This window comes from Halosimplex yunnanense (assembly GCF_054504345.1).
Map to the genome: position 1 here is coordinate 478437 of NZ_JBTJEL010000037.1, position 13686 is coordinate 492122.

The following is a 13686-nucleotide window of genomic DNA, read 5'->3' on the forward strand; positions in this document are numbered from 1 at the left end:
GTTGTCACACGGTGCGATGAAATATCTTTCAGTCCGGCGAGTCCGAATCGCGTCTGTCCCGGCTTCGCAGGGTCCTTGGGAGCCGCGGCCGATGCCGACGCTGTTTGCTGGTGGGTTTATCCGGGCACCGTCCACAGCGCCGAGCATGGCCGAATACCAGCCGGGCGTCTGTAACATCGGAGCGAATGAACGGAAGAAGCGCCGGATAGCGGGTGGGGTCTCCCTTCTCGCCACGGCGGTATACGCGGGGTTCGTCCTCGCGACGGGCCGGCCCGACGGACTCCTGCTCGGGGCGTTTCCGCTCCTGTTCGGCGGGTTCGTCGGTATCGTTCAGGACCGGATGGGTTTTTGCGCGGCCTTCGGCGCGCTCGCGCGATACGACCTCTCGGGGTCGGGAGGCGGGGCCGGGAGCGTCGGCGACGAACAGGCGGTCAAGCGCGACCGGATCAGGGCGTTTCAGGTGATCGCGATCTCGGGAGCCGCGGCCGTCGTCGCGACGATGGCCCTCTACGGCGTCGGTGCGGCGCTCTGAACGGTACTTCTCGTCTCCGTCGCCCGCTGGCTCAGACCACCGCGAGCCCGCGGGGCGTCTGCGACTCGTACTCGTCGGGCCACTCGAGCGCGAGGCGATTCCACGAAGCGCCGGCGTCGTCCGAGCGGTAGAGTCCGCGGTTGTTGAGCGCGAACAGCGTCGATCCGTCGCCGGCGGCCAGCACTGACCGAACCGTCCCCTCGGGATCCGGCAGTCCGTCCATGGCCAGGTGCCACGCTGTGGATTCATCGGTGGCTGCGTCGGTCGTCCGGTAGACGTACGCCTCGGCGGTCGAGACAGTGTGGGCGCTCCGGGCGCCGCTGGCGACGGAGACGACGACGGTGTCGGGGTCCGAGCGTGGGACGGCCATCCCCCAGACGTAGCGGTGGTCGAGGCCGTCCTGCGGGTAGGCCCACGTGTCGCCGCCGTCCTCGGACTGGGCGTAGCCGTCCCCCGCGGCGGTGTAGACCCGGCCCTCGGCGTCGGGGTGGGTCGCCAGCGTGTGGTTGTCGCGCCGCGCTCCCTCGGGGCGGTCGAGCCACGACTCGCCGCCGTCCTCGGTGCGGACGAGCGCCCCCGCCTCGATGGCGACGTAGAGCCGCTCGGGGTCGCGCGGGTCGGCTTCCAGCCAGCGGACGTGATGGGTGTGCGGTCGCGGCGGGAAGGACCACTCCGATTCGGAGGGGAGGTCGGTCAGCGGCGGCAAGGTGTCCCAGGAGTCGCCGCCGTCGGTCGAGCGATACACTGCGGAGGGTTCCGTCCCGGCCCAGACCGTCTCGGGATCGTGCGGACTGACGGCCAGCGAGGTGACGCGGTCGTCGACGTCGGGCGCGACGCGCTCCCACGTATCGCCGCCGTCGGTCGTCCGCTGGATCCCCGACTCGACGGTGCCGGCGAAGGCCCTGTCCGGCCGGTCGTCGCCGGCGGCGATACACTCGAAGTCGAGGTTCGGGAGGCGCTCGCTGGCGGTCCACACGCCCTCGGTGGCGTCACCGCGGACGACGAGCAGGCGGTCGTCCAGGGCAGCGTACAGTGTTGTCATGCCTCATCCTACGGGATCGGTCGATAAAGTGTGTGGGTCTAACCCGCATCGACTCTCCGCTCTCCGGCAGGGACGCGTTCGAAGCGGACGGCTCTATCGAAATACTTCTGGCCCACAGTTCACTGTATCGATTGTTTCACGCAGTTATTCCACCCGAACTTTCATACTAAATGACCTCAATTTGGGACATTGTGACGAGAAAGACAACATCTAGCACAGATGAGAACGACGGAAGGTATCGACAGAACCGGCGTCAGTTCCTCGGGGGACTCGCCGCCGGAGCGGTATTGATGGGGGCCGGCGGTGTCGGCACGGCGAACGCCGGGAGGGTGCAACAGAACGGGAAGGACAAGCGCCGTGGGCGTCAGATGGAGTCGCTCGATCGGGGTCTCGTCGCCGTACCGACGGACGGGGGAGTGTTGCTCCGGTGGCGGCTGTTCGGGACCGAACCAGCCGATCTCGGCTTCCACGTCTTCCGCGACGGCGAGCGGCTGAACGACAAACCGATCACCGACAGCACGAACTACCTCGACCCGGACGGGACGACTGACTCGACCTACGCCGTTCGAGCGGTCGGCAACGGTCGGGCCGGCGGGAAGCGCCACGACAAAGACGACGACCGAAAGCCCGGGATGTCGAAGTCGGTCGAGGTGTGGGACGACCAGTACAAGGAGATCCCGCTGAACAAGCCCGACCCGGTTGAGGGCGAAAACGGCGAGACCGTCACGTACCACGCGAACGACGCGAGCGTGGGCGACCTCACGGGCGACGGTTCGCTCGACATCGTCCAGAAGTGGTCCCCCTCGAACGCGAAGGATAACTCCCAGTCGGGACAGACGAGCGACGTCCTGATCGACGCGTACACGATGGACGGGGAGCACCTCTGGCGGATCAACCTCGGCCAGAACGTCCGGGCCGGCGCGCACTACACGCCGTTCCTTGTGTACGACTTCGACGGCGACGGCAAGTCGGAGCTGGCGGTGCGGACGGCCGATGGGACCGAAGACGCGGCCGGCAACGTCATCGGCGATCCGGACGCCGACTGGACGAACGACTCCGGGTACGTCCTCGAGGGACCGGAGTACCTCACCGTCTTCGACGGCGAGACGGGCGAGGAACTCGCGACGCAGGACTTCCAGCCCGCGCGCGGCGACCCCTGCCAGTGGGGCGACTGCTACGGGAACCGCGTCGACCGGTTCCTCGCGGGAACCGCCTACCTCGACGGCGAGCGACCGAGCATCGTGTTCACCCGTGGCTACTACGAGAAGTCGATGCTCGCCGCGTGGGACTTCCGGCAAGGCGAACTCGAGTTGCGCTGGGTCTTCGACAGCGACGACGGGAACCCGGAGTACGAGGGCAAGGGCGCACACAGCCTTGCCACCGCCGACGTCGACGACGACGGGAGAGACGAGATCATCTTCGGCGGGGCGGTCATCGACCACGACGGCACCGGTCTGCACACGACGACGATGTCGAACCCCGACGCCCAGCACTGCGGTGATTTCCTCCCCGATCGAGAGGGGCTGGAGATCTTCGTTCCCGCGGAGTATCCGCCCGAGGGCGAACCGAGCGCATCGATGCGCGACGCCGAGACCGGCGAGTACATCTGGTCGGTCGAGGCCAGCGACACCGGCCGCGCGATGGTCGCCGACGTCGACCCGAACTACCCGGGCGCGGAAGCCTGGGCGACCGGCGGCGTCGGCACCTGGACCGCGAACGGCCAGAAACTGATGGACGAGACGATCCCCTCGATCAACTCCGGGGTCTGGTGGACCGGCGACCTGCACCGCGAACTGCTCGACCACGACTGGCAGGGCGACGGCGTCGGCATCGGCAGGATCGACAAGTGGAACCCGGAAACGCGGGAACTCGACCTCCTGAAATCGTTCGACGGCACTCGCTCGAACAACTGGACGAAGGGCAACCCCTGCCTGTCGGGGGACATCCTCGGCGACTGGCGCGAGGAGGTCATCTGGCGGGCCGAGGACAGCAGCCACCTGCGCCTGTACGCGACGCCGCACGAGACGAACCACCGGCTGTACACGCTGTTGCACGACCCACAGTACCGGACCGGCATCGCGCGCCAGAACGCCGGGTACAACCAGCCGCCGTGGCCCAGTTTCTTCCTCGGCCACGGGATGGACGACCCGCCGAAGCCGGACATCATGACCTCGTTCGAGCCGGCGGGCGCCGATCGATTCGCCGAGATATCCGCCAGCGCGACCGATGCGACGCCCTGCGTCGAAGTCCAGTTCGAAGCGGTCGACCGGACCGACAACGGCCAGAAGATCAGCTCTCTCTCGTGGGATCTGGGCGACGGCACGACCGCGACGGGTCGGTCGGTCAGTCACACCTACGACGAACTGGGCACGTACTCCGTCACGCTGACCGCGACGGGCAAGAAGGGAGAGACGACGACCGACCTGGAGACGATCACAGTCAGCGAGCCGGAGCCGATAGCCCGGCCCGTCCCGAGCGCGACCGAGGTCGACCCGGGCGAGTCGATCGACTTCGAGGCGGAGGACGTCTCCGGCGAGTACTCGATCGACTCCCTGACGTGGGACTTCGGCGACGGCACGACCGCGACGGGGCAGTCAGCCACGCATAGCTACGACGGTCCCGGCGAGTACACCGTCACGCTGACCGCCACCGCCGAAAGCGGTTGCACGACGTCGCACTCTGAGCCGATCACGGTCGACCTCACGGACGGGACCTACCGTCTGACCTCTCAGATCAACGCCGACGACATCGTAGTGAGCGTCGACGGCGAACTCGCCGACGGGGCGAACGTCTACAACGACACCGTGGGCGAGGCCAGCGGCCAGACGTGGGAGGTGACCGAACTCGATGATGGCGTCTACCGCATCGCCGCGGCCGACGCCGACGACCTCGTCTTAGAGACGGCCGACGGCGGCGCGGACACCGGCACGAACCTCGAACTCGGCCAGTGGGAGGGCGCCGACTACCAGAAGTTCGCGGTGGTGCCCAAGAGCGGCAGGGGTTACACGCTCGAGCCGACCCACGCCGACCTCGCGGCCGACGTCTGGGAGCGCGACCCCGAACCGGGCGCGGACATCCGCCACTGGAACGTGACCAGCGCGGACAACCAGCAGTTCGCCTTCCTCGACCCGTCGGCCTGACGGCCGACGAGTCCCACGTTCTCGGACTCAGTCGTCGTCCGCTCGCGGCGCTGTCTCGGCCTCACCGTCGGCGTTCGCGGTGACGACGCGGTCGCCGCGCGGGCCTTCCATGTCCACGTCGGGCAGCAGGTCGCGCAGGTACTTCCCGGTGTAGGAGCCCTCGGTGCGGGCCACCTCCTCGGGAGTTCCCTCGGCGACGAGTTCGCCGCCCGCCTCGCCGCCCTCGGGGCCGAGGTCGACGATGTGGTCGGCGTTCTTCACGAGGTCGAGTTCGTGCTCGATGACGACGACGGTGTTGCCGTTGTCGGTGAGCCGGTGGAGCACGTCGATGAGCTTGCGCTCGTCGTGGGGGTGCAGTCCGGTGGTCGGCTCGTCGAGCAGGTACAGCGTCTCGCCGGAGTCCTTCTTGCCGAGCTCCTCGGCGAGCTTGACGCGCTGGGCCTCGCCGCCGGAGAGGGTGGTCGAGGGCTGTCCCAGTTGCATGTACCCGAGGCCGACGTCCTTCAGGAGCTTCAGCCGGCGTCGGATCTGGCTGTGGCCCTCGAAGAAGTCGTAGGCCTCATCGATGCTCATGTCGAGCACGTCGGCGATGGTGGCGTCCTTGTAGGTGACGTCCAGCGTCTCGCGGTTGTAGCGCGCGCCGCCGCACTCCTCGCAGGGGACCTGCACGTCCGAGAGGAAGTTCATCTCGATGGTGACGGTGCCCTGCCCGCCGCACTCCTCGCAGCGGCCGCCCTTGACGTTGAACGAGAAGCGGCCCTTCTCGTAGCCGCGCTGCTTGGCGAGGTTGGTCTCGGCGAACAGCTCGCGGATGTGGTCGAAGACGTTGGTGTAGGTCGCGGGGTTCGACCGCGGCGTGCGGCCGATGGGCGACTGGTCGATCAGCCGGACGGTCTCGATGGCGTCGAGGCCGGAGAGGCCGTCGTGCTCGCCCGGGTTCACGTCTGAGTTACCGTGCATCTCGCGGGCCAGCGCCTTGTAGAGCACGTCGTGCATCAGCGTGGACTTGCCCGAGCCGGAGACGCCCGTGATGGCGGTGAACGAGCCGACCGGCAGGTCCACGTCGAGGTCCTTCAGGTTGTGCTGGCGGGCGCCCTCGATGGTGAGGTGGCCGTCGGGGTCGCGCCGTTCTTCGGGGACCGGGATGGCGCGCTCGCCGGAGAGGTAGTCGCCGGTGATGCTCTCGTCGTCGGCGATCACGTCGTCGAAGTCGCCATTCGTAACGATCTCGCCGCCGCGCTTGCCGGGGCCGGGCCCCATGTCGATGATGTTGTCCGCGCGGCGCATCGTCTCGGTGTCGTGCTCGACGACGAGGAGGGTGTTGCCGAGGTCGCGCAGTTCCGCGAGCGTGTTCAGCAGGCGGTCGTTGTCCCGCTGGTGCAGCCCGATCGAAGGCTCGTCGAGGACGTACAGCACGCCGACGAGGCCGCTGCCGATCTGGGTGGCGAGGCGGATGCGCTGGCTCTCCCCGCCGGAGAGGGTTGCGGCCTCCCGATCCAGCGTGAGGTAGTCGAGGCCGACCTCGCACATGAACCCGAGGCGGGCGCGGATCTCCTTGAGGATCTCCTCGGCGATCTTCGTCTCGCGGGGGCCGAGGTTCCCCTCGACGCCCTCGAAGTGCTCCAGCGCGTCGCCGATGGAAAGCCGGTTGACCTCCGTGATGGAAGTGCCGTCGACGAGGACGGCGCGGGACTCGGCTTTCAGCCGGGTGCCGTCGCATTCGGGGCACGTCGTGGTCGCCATGTACTCCTCGATGTGCTCGCGGGCGCGGTCGGAGTCGGTCTCGACGTGGCGTCGTTCGAGGTTCGGGATGACCCCCTCGAAGCGCTCGGTCTTCTCGCGCGTGCCGTTCTTGGTCCGCCACTCGAAGTGGACCCGCGAGTCCGTCCCGTAGAGGAACTGCCGCTGGATGTCCTCGTCGAGGTCCTCGAAAGGGGTGTTCAGGTCGACGCCGAAGTGCTCGGCGACGTTGTCGAGCTGTCGGGAGTAGTACGTCCGGTCGTAGCTCCACGGCTCGAAGACGTGCTTGAGTGGCTTCGAGGGGTCCTGGATGACCAGTTCCTCGCTGACTTCCTTGGTCTCGCCGAGGCCCTCACACTCCGGACAGGCCCCGTAGGGGCTGTTGAACGAGAACGAGCGCGTCTCGATCTCGCTGATGTCGACGTTGCAGTGCGTACAGGCCAAGTCCTCGGAAAACTCGACGACGAGGCGGTCGTCCTCGCCGTCGTCCGCGTCCTCCCCTTCCTCGTCCGTGGTCCCGAGGTCACCGACGGAGCGGGACTCGGCCCCGCCGAGTTCCACGTCCTCGGGCGGGTCGGGGACGACGACCTTGAGGACACCCTCGCCTTCTTCCAGCGCCGTCTCGACGGAATCCGTGATCCGGGAGCGGGCTTCCGGGCTCACGGTGATGCGGTCGACGACCACGTCGATGGTGTGGTCGTAGTTCTCGTCGAGGTCGGGGCGGTCGAGCGAGAGGTCGTGCTGTTCGCCGTCGACCTCGACGCGGGCGTACCCCTCGGCGACGAGTTCGTCGAACAGATCCTCGAAGGCGCCCTTCTGGTCGCGGACGACCGGCGCGAGGATCTTCGCGCGGGTGTCCTCCGGGAGTTCGAGGATGCGGTCGACCATGTGCTGGGCGGACTGCTCGCCGACCTCGCGGCCGCACTCGGGGCAGTGCGGCGTGCCGACGCGAGCGTAGAGGAGGCGGAGGTAGTCGTGGAGTTCGGTGACGGTCCCGACCGTCGAGCGGGGGTTGTTCGCGGCGTTCTTCTGGTCGATGGAGATCGCCGGCGACAGGCCCTCGACGTTCTCGACCTTCGGCTTGTCCATCTGCCCGAGGAAGTTGCGCGCGTAGGCCGACAGCGACTCGATGTATCGCCGCTGGCCCTCGGCGTAGACGGTGTCGAACGCGAGCGAGGACTTCCCCGATCCGGACAGGCCGGTGACCACGGTTAGCTCCTCGCGAGGGATCGTCACGTCGACGTCCTTGAGGTTGTGTTCCTCTGCCCCGCGGACCTCGATGACGTCTTTGCTCATCTATCCTCCGTCATGGACCGGGCGGGTGAAACCCTGTCGGTTCGGCAGTTTCCGCGACGTGCGTGTCGACGTTTATATACAATAGACGGGACAGTTCCGGACACCATGACCGGAACGTACGACATCGCGGGACTGGAACTCTCCGACGACAACTACACCGTCGAACAGTCGCTGATCCGGAACAAGTACAAGGCGCTCGACTCCGCCGGGAACGTCGTCCTGCGCGGCAAGCAGAAGATGTTCAAGCTCAAAGAGGAGTTCCCGTTCGTCGACGGCGACGGCAACGAGGTCTTCTCGGTGAAGGCCGGGAGCATGCTTGACGTCGCCGGCAACTACACCCTCACCGACTCACAGACCGGCCAGGACCTGGTCGTCCTCGACAACGACTTCTCCGTCTTCCAGGACACCTGGACGGTCAGGGACGTCGACACCGGCCGGGAACTCGCCACGCTCGACTCCCGCGGCGCGCTGTACACTCTCGCCCGCCACTACCTCCCGTTCGGGAGTCTCATCCCCCACAAGTACGAGATCTCCGACCCGAACGGCGGCCACGTCGGCACCATCGAGGCGCACTTCTCGATCCGCGACCGCTACGACGTCACCATCGACGACGCCTCCAACGTCCCCAAGGAACCCATCGTCGCCGCGGCGATGGTCATCGACGCGATCCAGAATCACTAGCGGCGCGCGGAGCGAACCGGACACTCGTTCACGCCTCCACTCGCTGACCACGAGCCGAATCGTAGTGAACCCAGCCACGCCGCAACTCCCAGAGTCCCGTCGCGAAGCCGGTCGCCACGACCAGTACGGCCTCGGGCAATCCGGCGGTGTCGGCCGGCGAGTCTTTGAGGTACTGGCTGAACCCGTAGTAGGAGCCGTTCATCGCGACGATCTGCCCCGGTTCTTTCAGCGGTCGGTCGAGCGTGGCGTTCCCCGCATCGACGATCCGGCGGGCCGCAGCCGGGTCGGCGCTCCGCTCGACCGGGACGGCGAGGTCCTCGAGGACCGCCGCTCCCGAGACCGGTTCGAGCCCCATCACGGTCCCGCTGTCGTTCCGTTCGTTGACGCGCTGGTAGAGTTGCCGATCCAGCCAGACGTAGCGGGGAGCGCGCTGGCGCGGATCGGATCCGGAGTGGACGGTCCCGTTCCCAACGAGCAGGACCCGCTCCATCTCGCACAGGCGCGTGGGCCAGTCGACGCAGTCGATACCTTCGATCCCGCGCGAGGGGAGACCTCCGACGGCACGAGCGGACGCGGAGTCGAATCGAGGGGACGTGGACTCGAACTGTAGCGACCGACCGTCCGGCGTTATCTCGACCGCCTCGTAGCCGTAGGAATCGCCGGGGTGGAAGGCATCGTGGACCGTACCGAGAAAGGCGGCGACAACACCAGTCCGATGCCGAGCGAGAAGTAGACGAGCGCCCGCAGCGAGTGGCGGAGCTCGTCGGTGGGGTCGCGCCTCAGCGCCACCACCTCGATGCTTCGGGGACCATACGCGCAGGTAACGAGCGGAGTCCGGAAAGTGATTTTCGAACATCACCTCTCGCGGACGGCTGCGGGACGGTCACCCGTTCGGCCTCGACGGTCGGAGAGTGGTCCGCGTCTTCCTGTTCGGAGTCGCACCGTCACTCCCGGTCGGCGTCCCGCTTCCACTCGCGCTCCTGGCGGCGTTCGGCGACGTGGCGGCGGCCGTCGGCGAGGTCGGCGCGCGTGTGCTCCGCGAAGGCGGTCACGTCGGCCATGAAGTCGTCCTCGAACGACTCCAGCACGTCGTAGGACCAGCGGTGGTCGTCGACGACGCCCCGCGGGAGGTGACGCTCGCGGATCTCGTCGGCGAGGTCGTCGTGGCCGCTCTCGCGGAGCAGCGTCTCGGCCTCGTCGAGGTGCTCCATCGCGTGGCCGGTGTTGTGGTGGAACTCCACCAGTTTGCCGTGCGCGCGCCGCAGCCACTCCAGCCCGAGTTCCACCTCGTGCAACGCCTCGACCTCGCAGTCCGTCAGGTCCGCGCCGGGAGTTTCGTCGTCGATAGCCATGCCATAACGTAGCATTGGCGAGGAGATAGGACTGTCGCCGACAGGCACGGGGAGCGGGGGTCGTCGGTAGGCCAGCGACGCCGGTCAGGCGTAGGCCGCGAACTCCTCGCCGAAGACGAGGAAGTAGACGACGCCGACGACGCCGACGACGCTCGCGACGCTGAAGGCCAGCTCCGGACCGGCCGTCAGCACGTCCAGCGGGCCGACGGGGACGTCGACCGCCCAGTCGCTGTCGTAGAGGTAGCCGCCGAGGGCGGCGCTGGGGATGACGATGGTGTTGCGAAGGAGGTAGTACGCGCCCGTGACGCGGCCGCCCGTGTCGCGCTCCGCGGGACCGACGATGAGCGCCTTGTGCGAGGGGAGCCCGGCGAAGCGCAGCCCCGAGAACGCAAAGAGGAGCGCGACGACAAGCGGGTCGGCCGGGGCGGAGATGAGCATGACGGGGAAGACGGCGTAGACGGCGAAGCCGAGCGCGACGACGGGCTTCAGCCCCACGCGCTCGGCGACGATGGCGGCGGGGACCATCGAGACCAGCGCGACGACCATCTCGACGCCGAGCAAGACGCCGAAGAAGACGGCGGGATTGAGGTAGTAGCCGAACAGGGTCGCGTCCAGTTCGTAGATGCGCGTGATCACGAGGATGAAGAAGCCGTAGACCATCCCGTTGGCGAACCGCACGAGCGTGTCGGCGACGAGCAGCGGCCGGAGCGTCTCGGGTAGGTCCGCCAGGTCGTCGCGGATCTGGGCGACGCCCTCGAACTCCTTGCCGAAGGAGTCGGCGTCGGTCTCGTAGCGGACGTGCTGGACGACGGTCGCGACGGCGCCGAAGACGACGGCGACCGCGAGGACGTAGAGGAAGCCGGGGAGGATGTCCTCCTCGCTGGACCCTCCCGAGAAGACGAAGAGGAGGCCCGCGGCGAGCACCGGGCCGATGAGGAAGGCCGTCCGGCGGAACGTTTCGGTACTGGCGAACCCGCGGGCGAGGCGCTCGTCGGGGACGCTCTGTTTGACGATGGCGAAGGTCGCGCCGAGGCCGAACGACTTCCAGGCCTGCGCGAGGATCAGGCCGACGAAGATCCACAGCCACGGTTCGAGGACGACTGCACCGAGATCGATGGGGCCGACGAGGGGCGCGACGAGCCAGAAGAGGAACCCGAGCGTCGAGAGCAGGCCGAACAGCGTCAGGGCGTACCGCGAGCCGACGCGGTCGGAGAAGACGCCGCCTGCGTAGGGGTAGACGGCGCTGATGACGTTGCCGAACGAGCCGTACAGTCCGACGATGAAGGGCGTCGCACCGAGGACGACGAGGTACTCCGAGAGGTACCGCCCGGTCATCTGGAAGCCGAGGCTGAACGCGAACATCGCCAGCGAGAGGACGAGGACGTCCCGTTCCAGCGAGAAGAACTGCCTGACGGTCGACCGGACGCTCGGCGTCTCGGTTGCCATGCGCGACGGTTGACACCACGTGACCTAAAGATCGGTGAGGCGGCGACGATTTCCGGTTCAGCGGCCGCCGCCGTCCCGTCCGGCGAGTCCGGTCGAGAGGAGAGTAGCGGCCGTCGGCTCAGTCGCGACGCCGGGCAGCGATGGCGCCGAGCAGGAGCGCGACCAGCGCGCCGGTGATCCCGAAGCCGGGGCCGAACCCGGTGCTCGTCTCCGTCGGGCTGTCGGTAGACGGTGTTGCGGTCGCATTGGCCGTCGCCGTCGGCGTATCGCCCCCGCCACCGGCCTGCACGCCCTCGACGGTCACGGTGTCCTCGCGTCCCTCGGACTCGGCCGAGATGGTGACGTTCCCGGCGCTCTCGATGGGGACGCGGATCTCGCCGTTCTCGTCGGTCTCGCCGACGGACGAGTCGCCGGCGCTGACCGAGGCGCCGGGGACGGGGTTGCCGTACTCGTCGGTGACCGTCACCCGGACGGGCTCACCGACGACCACGCGGTCGCTGTCGGCCTGAACGACCACGGCGGGTTCGCGCTGGATGGACGCGTTGAGCGCGGTCTCGGACTCGCGGACGGTCAGCTCTCGGGTCACGCTCTCGTAGCCGGGCTTGGTCACCGTCACGTCGTAGGCGTCGTTGACCGGGAGACTGACCGTGACGCTGCCGGTCCCCTGCGTGGTCACGTCGGCGACTCCGGGGATGGTGACGTTAGCGTCGGTCACCGCCTGCGGCGGGTCGAAGTGGTCGTCGGTGACGCTGAAGCTGACGAGCACCGAACTGCGTTCGATAGCCATCGACTGGGAGACCTGTCCGTCGACGGTGAGCGTCGTCCGGTTGCGCAGGTACCCCTCTTTGAACGTGATGAGCGTGTAGTTACCCTGTTCGATCCCGCCGGTGGTGAGCGTCCCATCGGCGGTCGTCCGGGCGTTGACCACCGGCTGGCCGTCGTGGAACATGCGGACGATGGCGTTGCCCACGCCGCCGCTCGCGTCCTCGACGGTGACGGTCGCCTGCCCTTCCTTGGCGACCTCGATGGTCACGTCGCGCTCGCTCGCGTTCTCGACGACGTAGGGCTTGTTGCGGACGTAGTGGGGGTGGTCGATCCGGATAGTGACATCGGCCCCCTCCGCGACGTCGAGGAACGCCTTCCCGTTGCCGGCGGTCGTCCGGTTGACCGGGCTGCCCCCGTCCCACGTCGCCGAGAGCTGAGCGTCGCTCAGCGGGTTCCCGCTCTGGTCGACGACGGTCACTGTCAGCGTCGCGCTGTCCCCCGTCGACGCGCCGACGCCCCCGACGAACGACGCGGCGACGACGAACAGCGACAGCAACAGCGACGCGAATCCCGAGTGTGCCCGTGTCATGACTGGTACCTTATTCGGCGGCCCCATATCTTTGTCGACTGTTCGTCCCGCCGTCCGGCGCTCAGCCGAAGAATCTGGACACAGCGGTCGTCAGGAGGGCGGCGACAGTCGGTTCGCCGTCAGCGACCGCTCTGGAGGTCCGCGACCAGCGCGTCGACTTCCGCGCGGGTGACGGTCGTCATCGCGCCGGGGATCGTCCGCGCCAGCGTCGCGCCCGCGACGCCGGAGGCCAGCGCCTCGTCGGCGCTCGCGCCCGAGAGGACGCGTTCGAGGAACGCGCCGATGAACGCCTCGTGCTGGCCGGCCGGGTCGACGGCGTCGACCTCGACGCCGTCCTGTTCGTGGATCACGCTACCCTGACACGCCAGCGCCCCGCGCTCGCTCCGGGTGATGACGACCGTATCGAACTCCCGGGTCGACGCGATGGCGTGAGCGATCTCCCGCGGTTCGCCCGTCCGGTCGAAGAACTCGCGAGCCTGCTCCTCGTTTGCGAACAGCACGTCCACCGCGTCGAAGACGCCGTCGAGCGTCTCGCGGGCCTCCTCGACCGACCAGAGGCCGGGCTGGAAGTCGAGATCCATCGCGACGAGTCCGTTGCCGGCGGCGCGCAGAACCGCCTCGGCCGTCTCGACGATGTCGCCCGAGAGCGACAGCGTGCTCCCCGCGACGAACGTGGCGTCGGCCCGCTGGACGCGGTCCATCGGCAGTTCACCGGGCGTGACCGACGCCGCCGCGGCGCGGGAACGGTCCTGCAGCAGTCGCTTCTGGCGGGGTTCGGGCCCCTGCTCGGCGAACTGGAGCCCCTGTCGGCCCTCGTCGGCCCACGCGACTTCGGTGTCGACGCCGTACTCGCTGAGCGTTCGCTCGACCCGTCGACCCAGCGGGGAGTCCGGCAGCTTCGAGAGCCACGTCGCCTCGGCGCCCATCGCGCTCGCCGCGACGGCGACGTTGCTCTCGGTCCCCGAGACCCGCATCCGCATCTCCCCGGCCGTCTCGAGGCGTTCGTCCCCGACCGGCGACACCCGTAACGACGTTTCTCCGAACGTGACCAGCTCCGTCATACCCCGTCCAAAGATAGCGTCCGGTATAATTCATAGGGAGAC

General features: G+C 68.1%; 10 protein-coding genes. 3 read left to right on the forward strand and 7 right to left on the reverse strand.

The genetic code is table 11. The features are described 5' to 3' along the window. The first annotated feature begins 145 nt into the window (after nt 1–145). Entirely contained in the window at nt 146–532 is a 387-nt protein-coding gene (locus AB2U09_RS21320; RefSeq protein ID WP_459194762.1) for a hypothetical protein, read from the forward strand. Nucleotides 533–563: 31 nt separating this feature from the next. Here the strand turns inward: AB2U09_RS21320 and AB2U09_RS21325 are convergent, their stop codons facing one another. Continuing rightward, entirely contained in the window at nt 564–1574 is a 1011-nt protein-coding gene (locus AB2U09_RS21325) for a WD40/YVTN/BNR-like repeat-containing protein (RefSeq protein WP_459194763.1), read from the reverse strand. 170 nt (nt 1575–1744) lie between these two features. Here AB2U09_RS21325 and AB2U09_RS21330 point away from each other — a divergent pair, with 170 nt between their 5' ends. Further along, on the forward strand, nt 1745–4714 hold the full coding sequence (locus AB2U09_RS21330) for a rhamnogalacturonan lyase family protein (protein WP_459194764.1): 2970 nt from the start codon (nt 1745–1747) through the stop codon (nt 4712–4714). A 27-nt stretch (nt 4715–4741) separates the two neighbouring features. On the opposite strand, the gene uvrA is transcribed toward AB2U09_RS21330, so the two are convergent. After that, on the reverse strand, nt 4742–7750 hold the full coding sequence (uvrA, locus tag AB2U09_RS21335) for an excinuclease ABC subunit UvrA (RefSeq protein ID WP_459194765.1): 3009 nt from the start codon (nt 7748–7750) through the stop codon (nt 4742–4744). A 105-nt stretch (nt 7751–7855) separates the two neighbouring features. On the opposite strand from uvrA, the gene AB2U09_RS21340 reads away from it, so the two are divergent. Continuing rightward, complete coding sequence (locus AB2U09_RS21340) at nt 7856–8431, forward strand: LURP-one-related/scramblase family protein (protein ID WP_459194766.1); 576 nt, start codon at nt 7856–7858, stop codon at nt 8429–8431. Nucleotides 8432–8459: 28 nt separating this feature from the next. Here the strand turns inward: AB2U09_RS21340 and AB2U09_RS21345 are convergent, their stop codons facing one another. The 5 genes from AB2U09_RS21345 to AB2U09_RS21365 all read right to left on the reverse strand — a co-directional run bounded on the left by AB2U09_RS21345 (nt 8460) and on the right by AB2U09_RS21365 (nt 13644). After that, nucleotides 8460–8921 (reverse strand): DUF8127 domain-containing protein, encoded by a 462-nt coding sequence (locus tag AB2U09_RS21345; protein WP_459194767.1) that lies wholly within the window; start codon nt 8919–8921, stop codon nt 8460–8462. Between the two features lie 454 nt (nt 8922–9375). Further along, nucleotides 9376–9783 carry a hypothetical protein gene (locus AB2U09_RS21350; RefSeq protein WP_459194768.1) on the reverse strand — a complete coding sequence of 136 codons (408 nt, stop codon included), beginning with the start codon at nt 9781–9783 and terminating at the stop codon, nt 9376–9378. Nucleotides 9784–9867: 84 nt separating this feature from the next. After that, a complete protein-coding gene (locus tag AB2U09_RS21355) occupies nt 9868–11229 on the reverse strand; it encodes an MFS transporter (RefSeq protein WP_459194769.1) in 1362 nt (453 codons plus the stop codon). 118 nt (nt 11230–11347) lie between these two features. After that, nucleotides 11348–12583 carry a PGF-CTERM sorting domain-containing protein gene (locus AB2U09_RS21360; protein ID WP_459194770.1) on the reverse strand — a complete coding sequence of 412 codons (1236 nt, stop codon included), beginning with the start codon at nt 12581–12583 and terminating at the stop codon, nt 11348–11350. Between the two features lie 119 nt (nt 12584–12702). Continuing rightward, nucleotides 12703–13644, reverse strand: coding sequence for a sugar kinase (locus AB2U09_RS21365; RefSeq protein WP_459194771.1), 942 nt, complete (start codon nt 13642–13644; stop codon nt 12703–12705). Between the last annotated feature and the right edge of the window lie 42 nt (nt 13645–13686).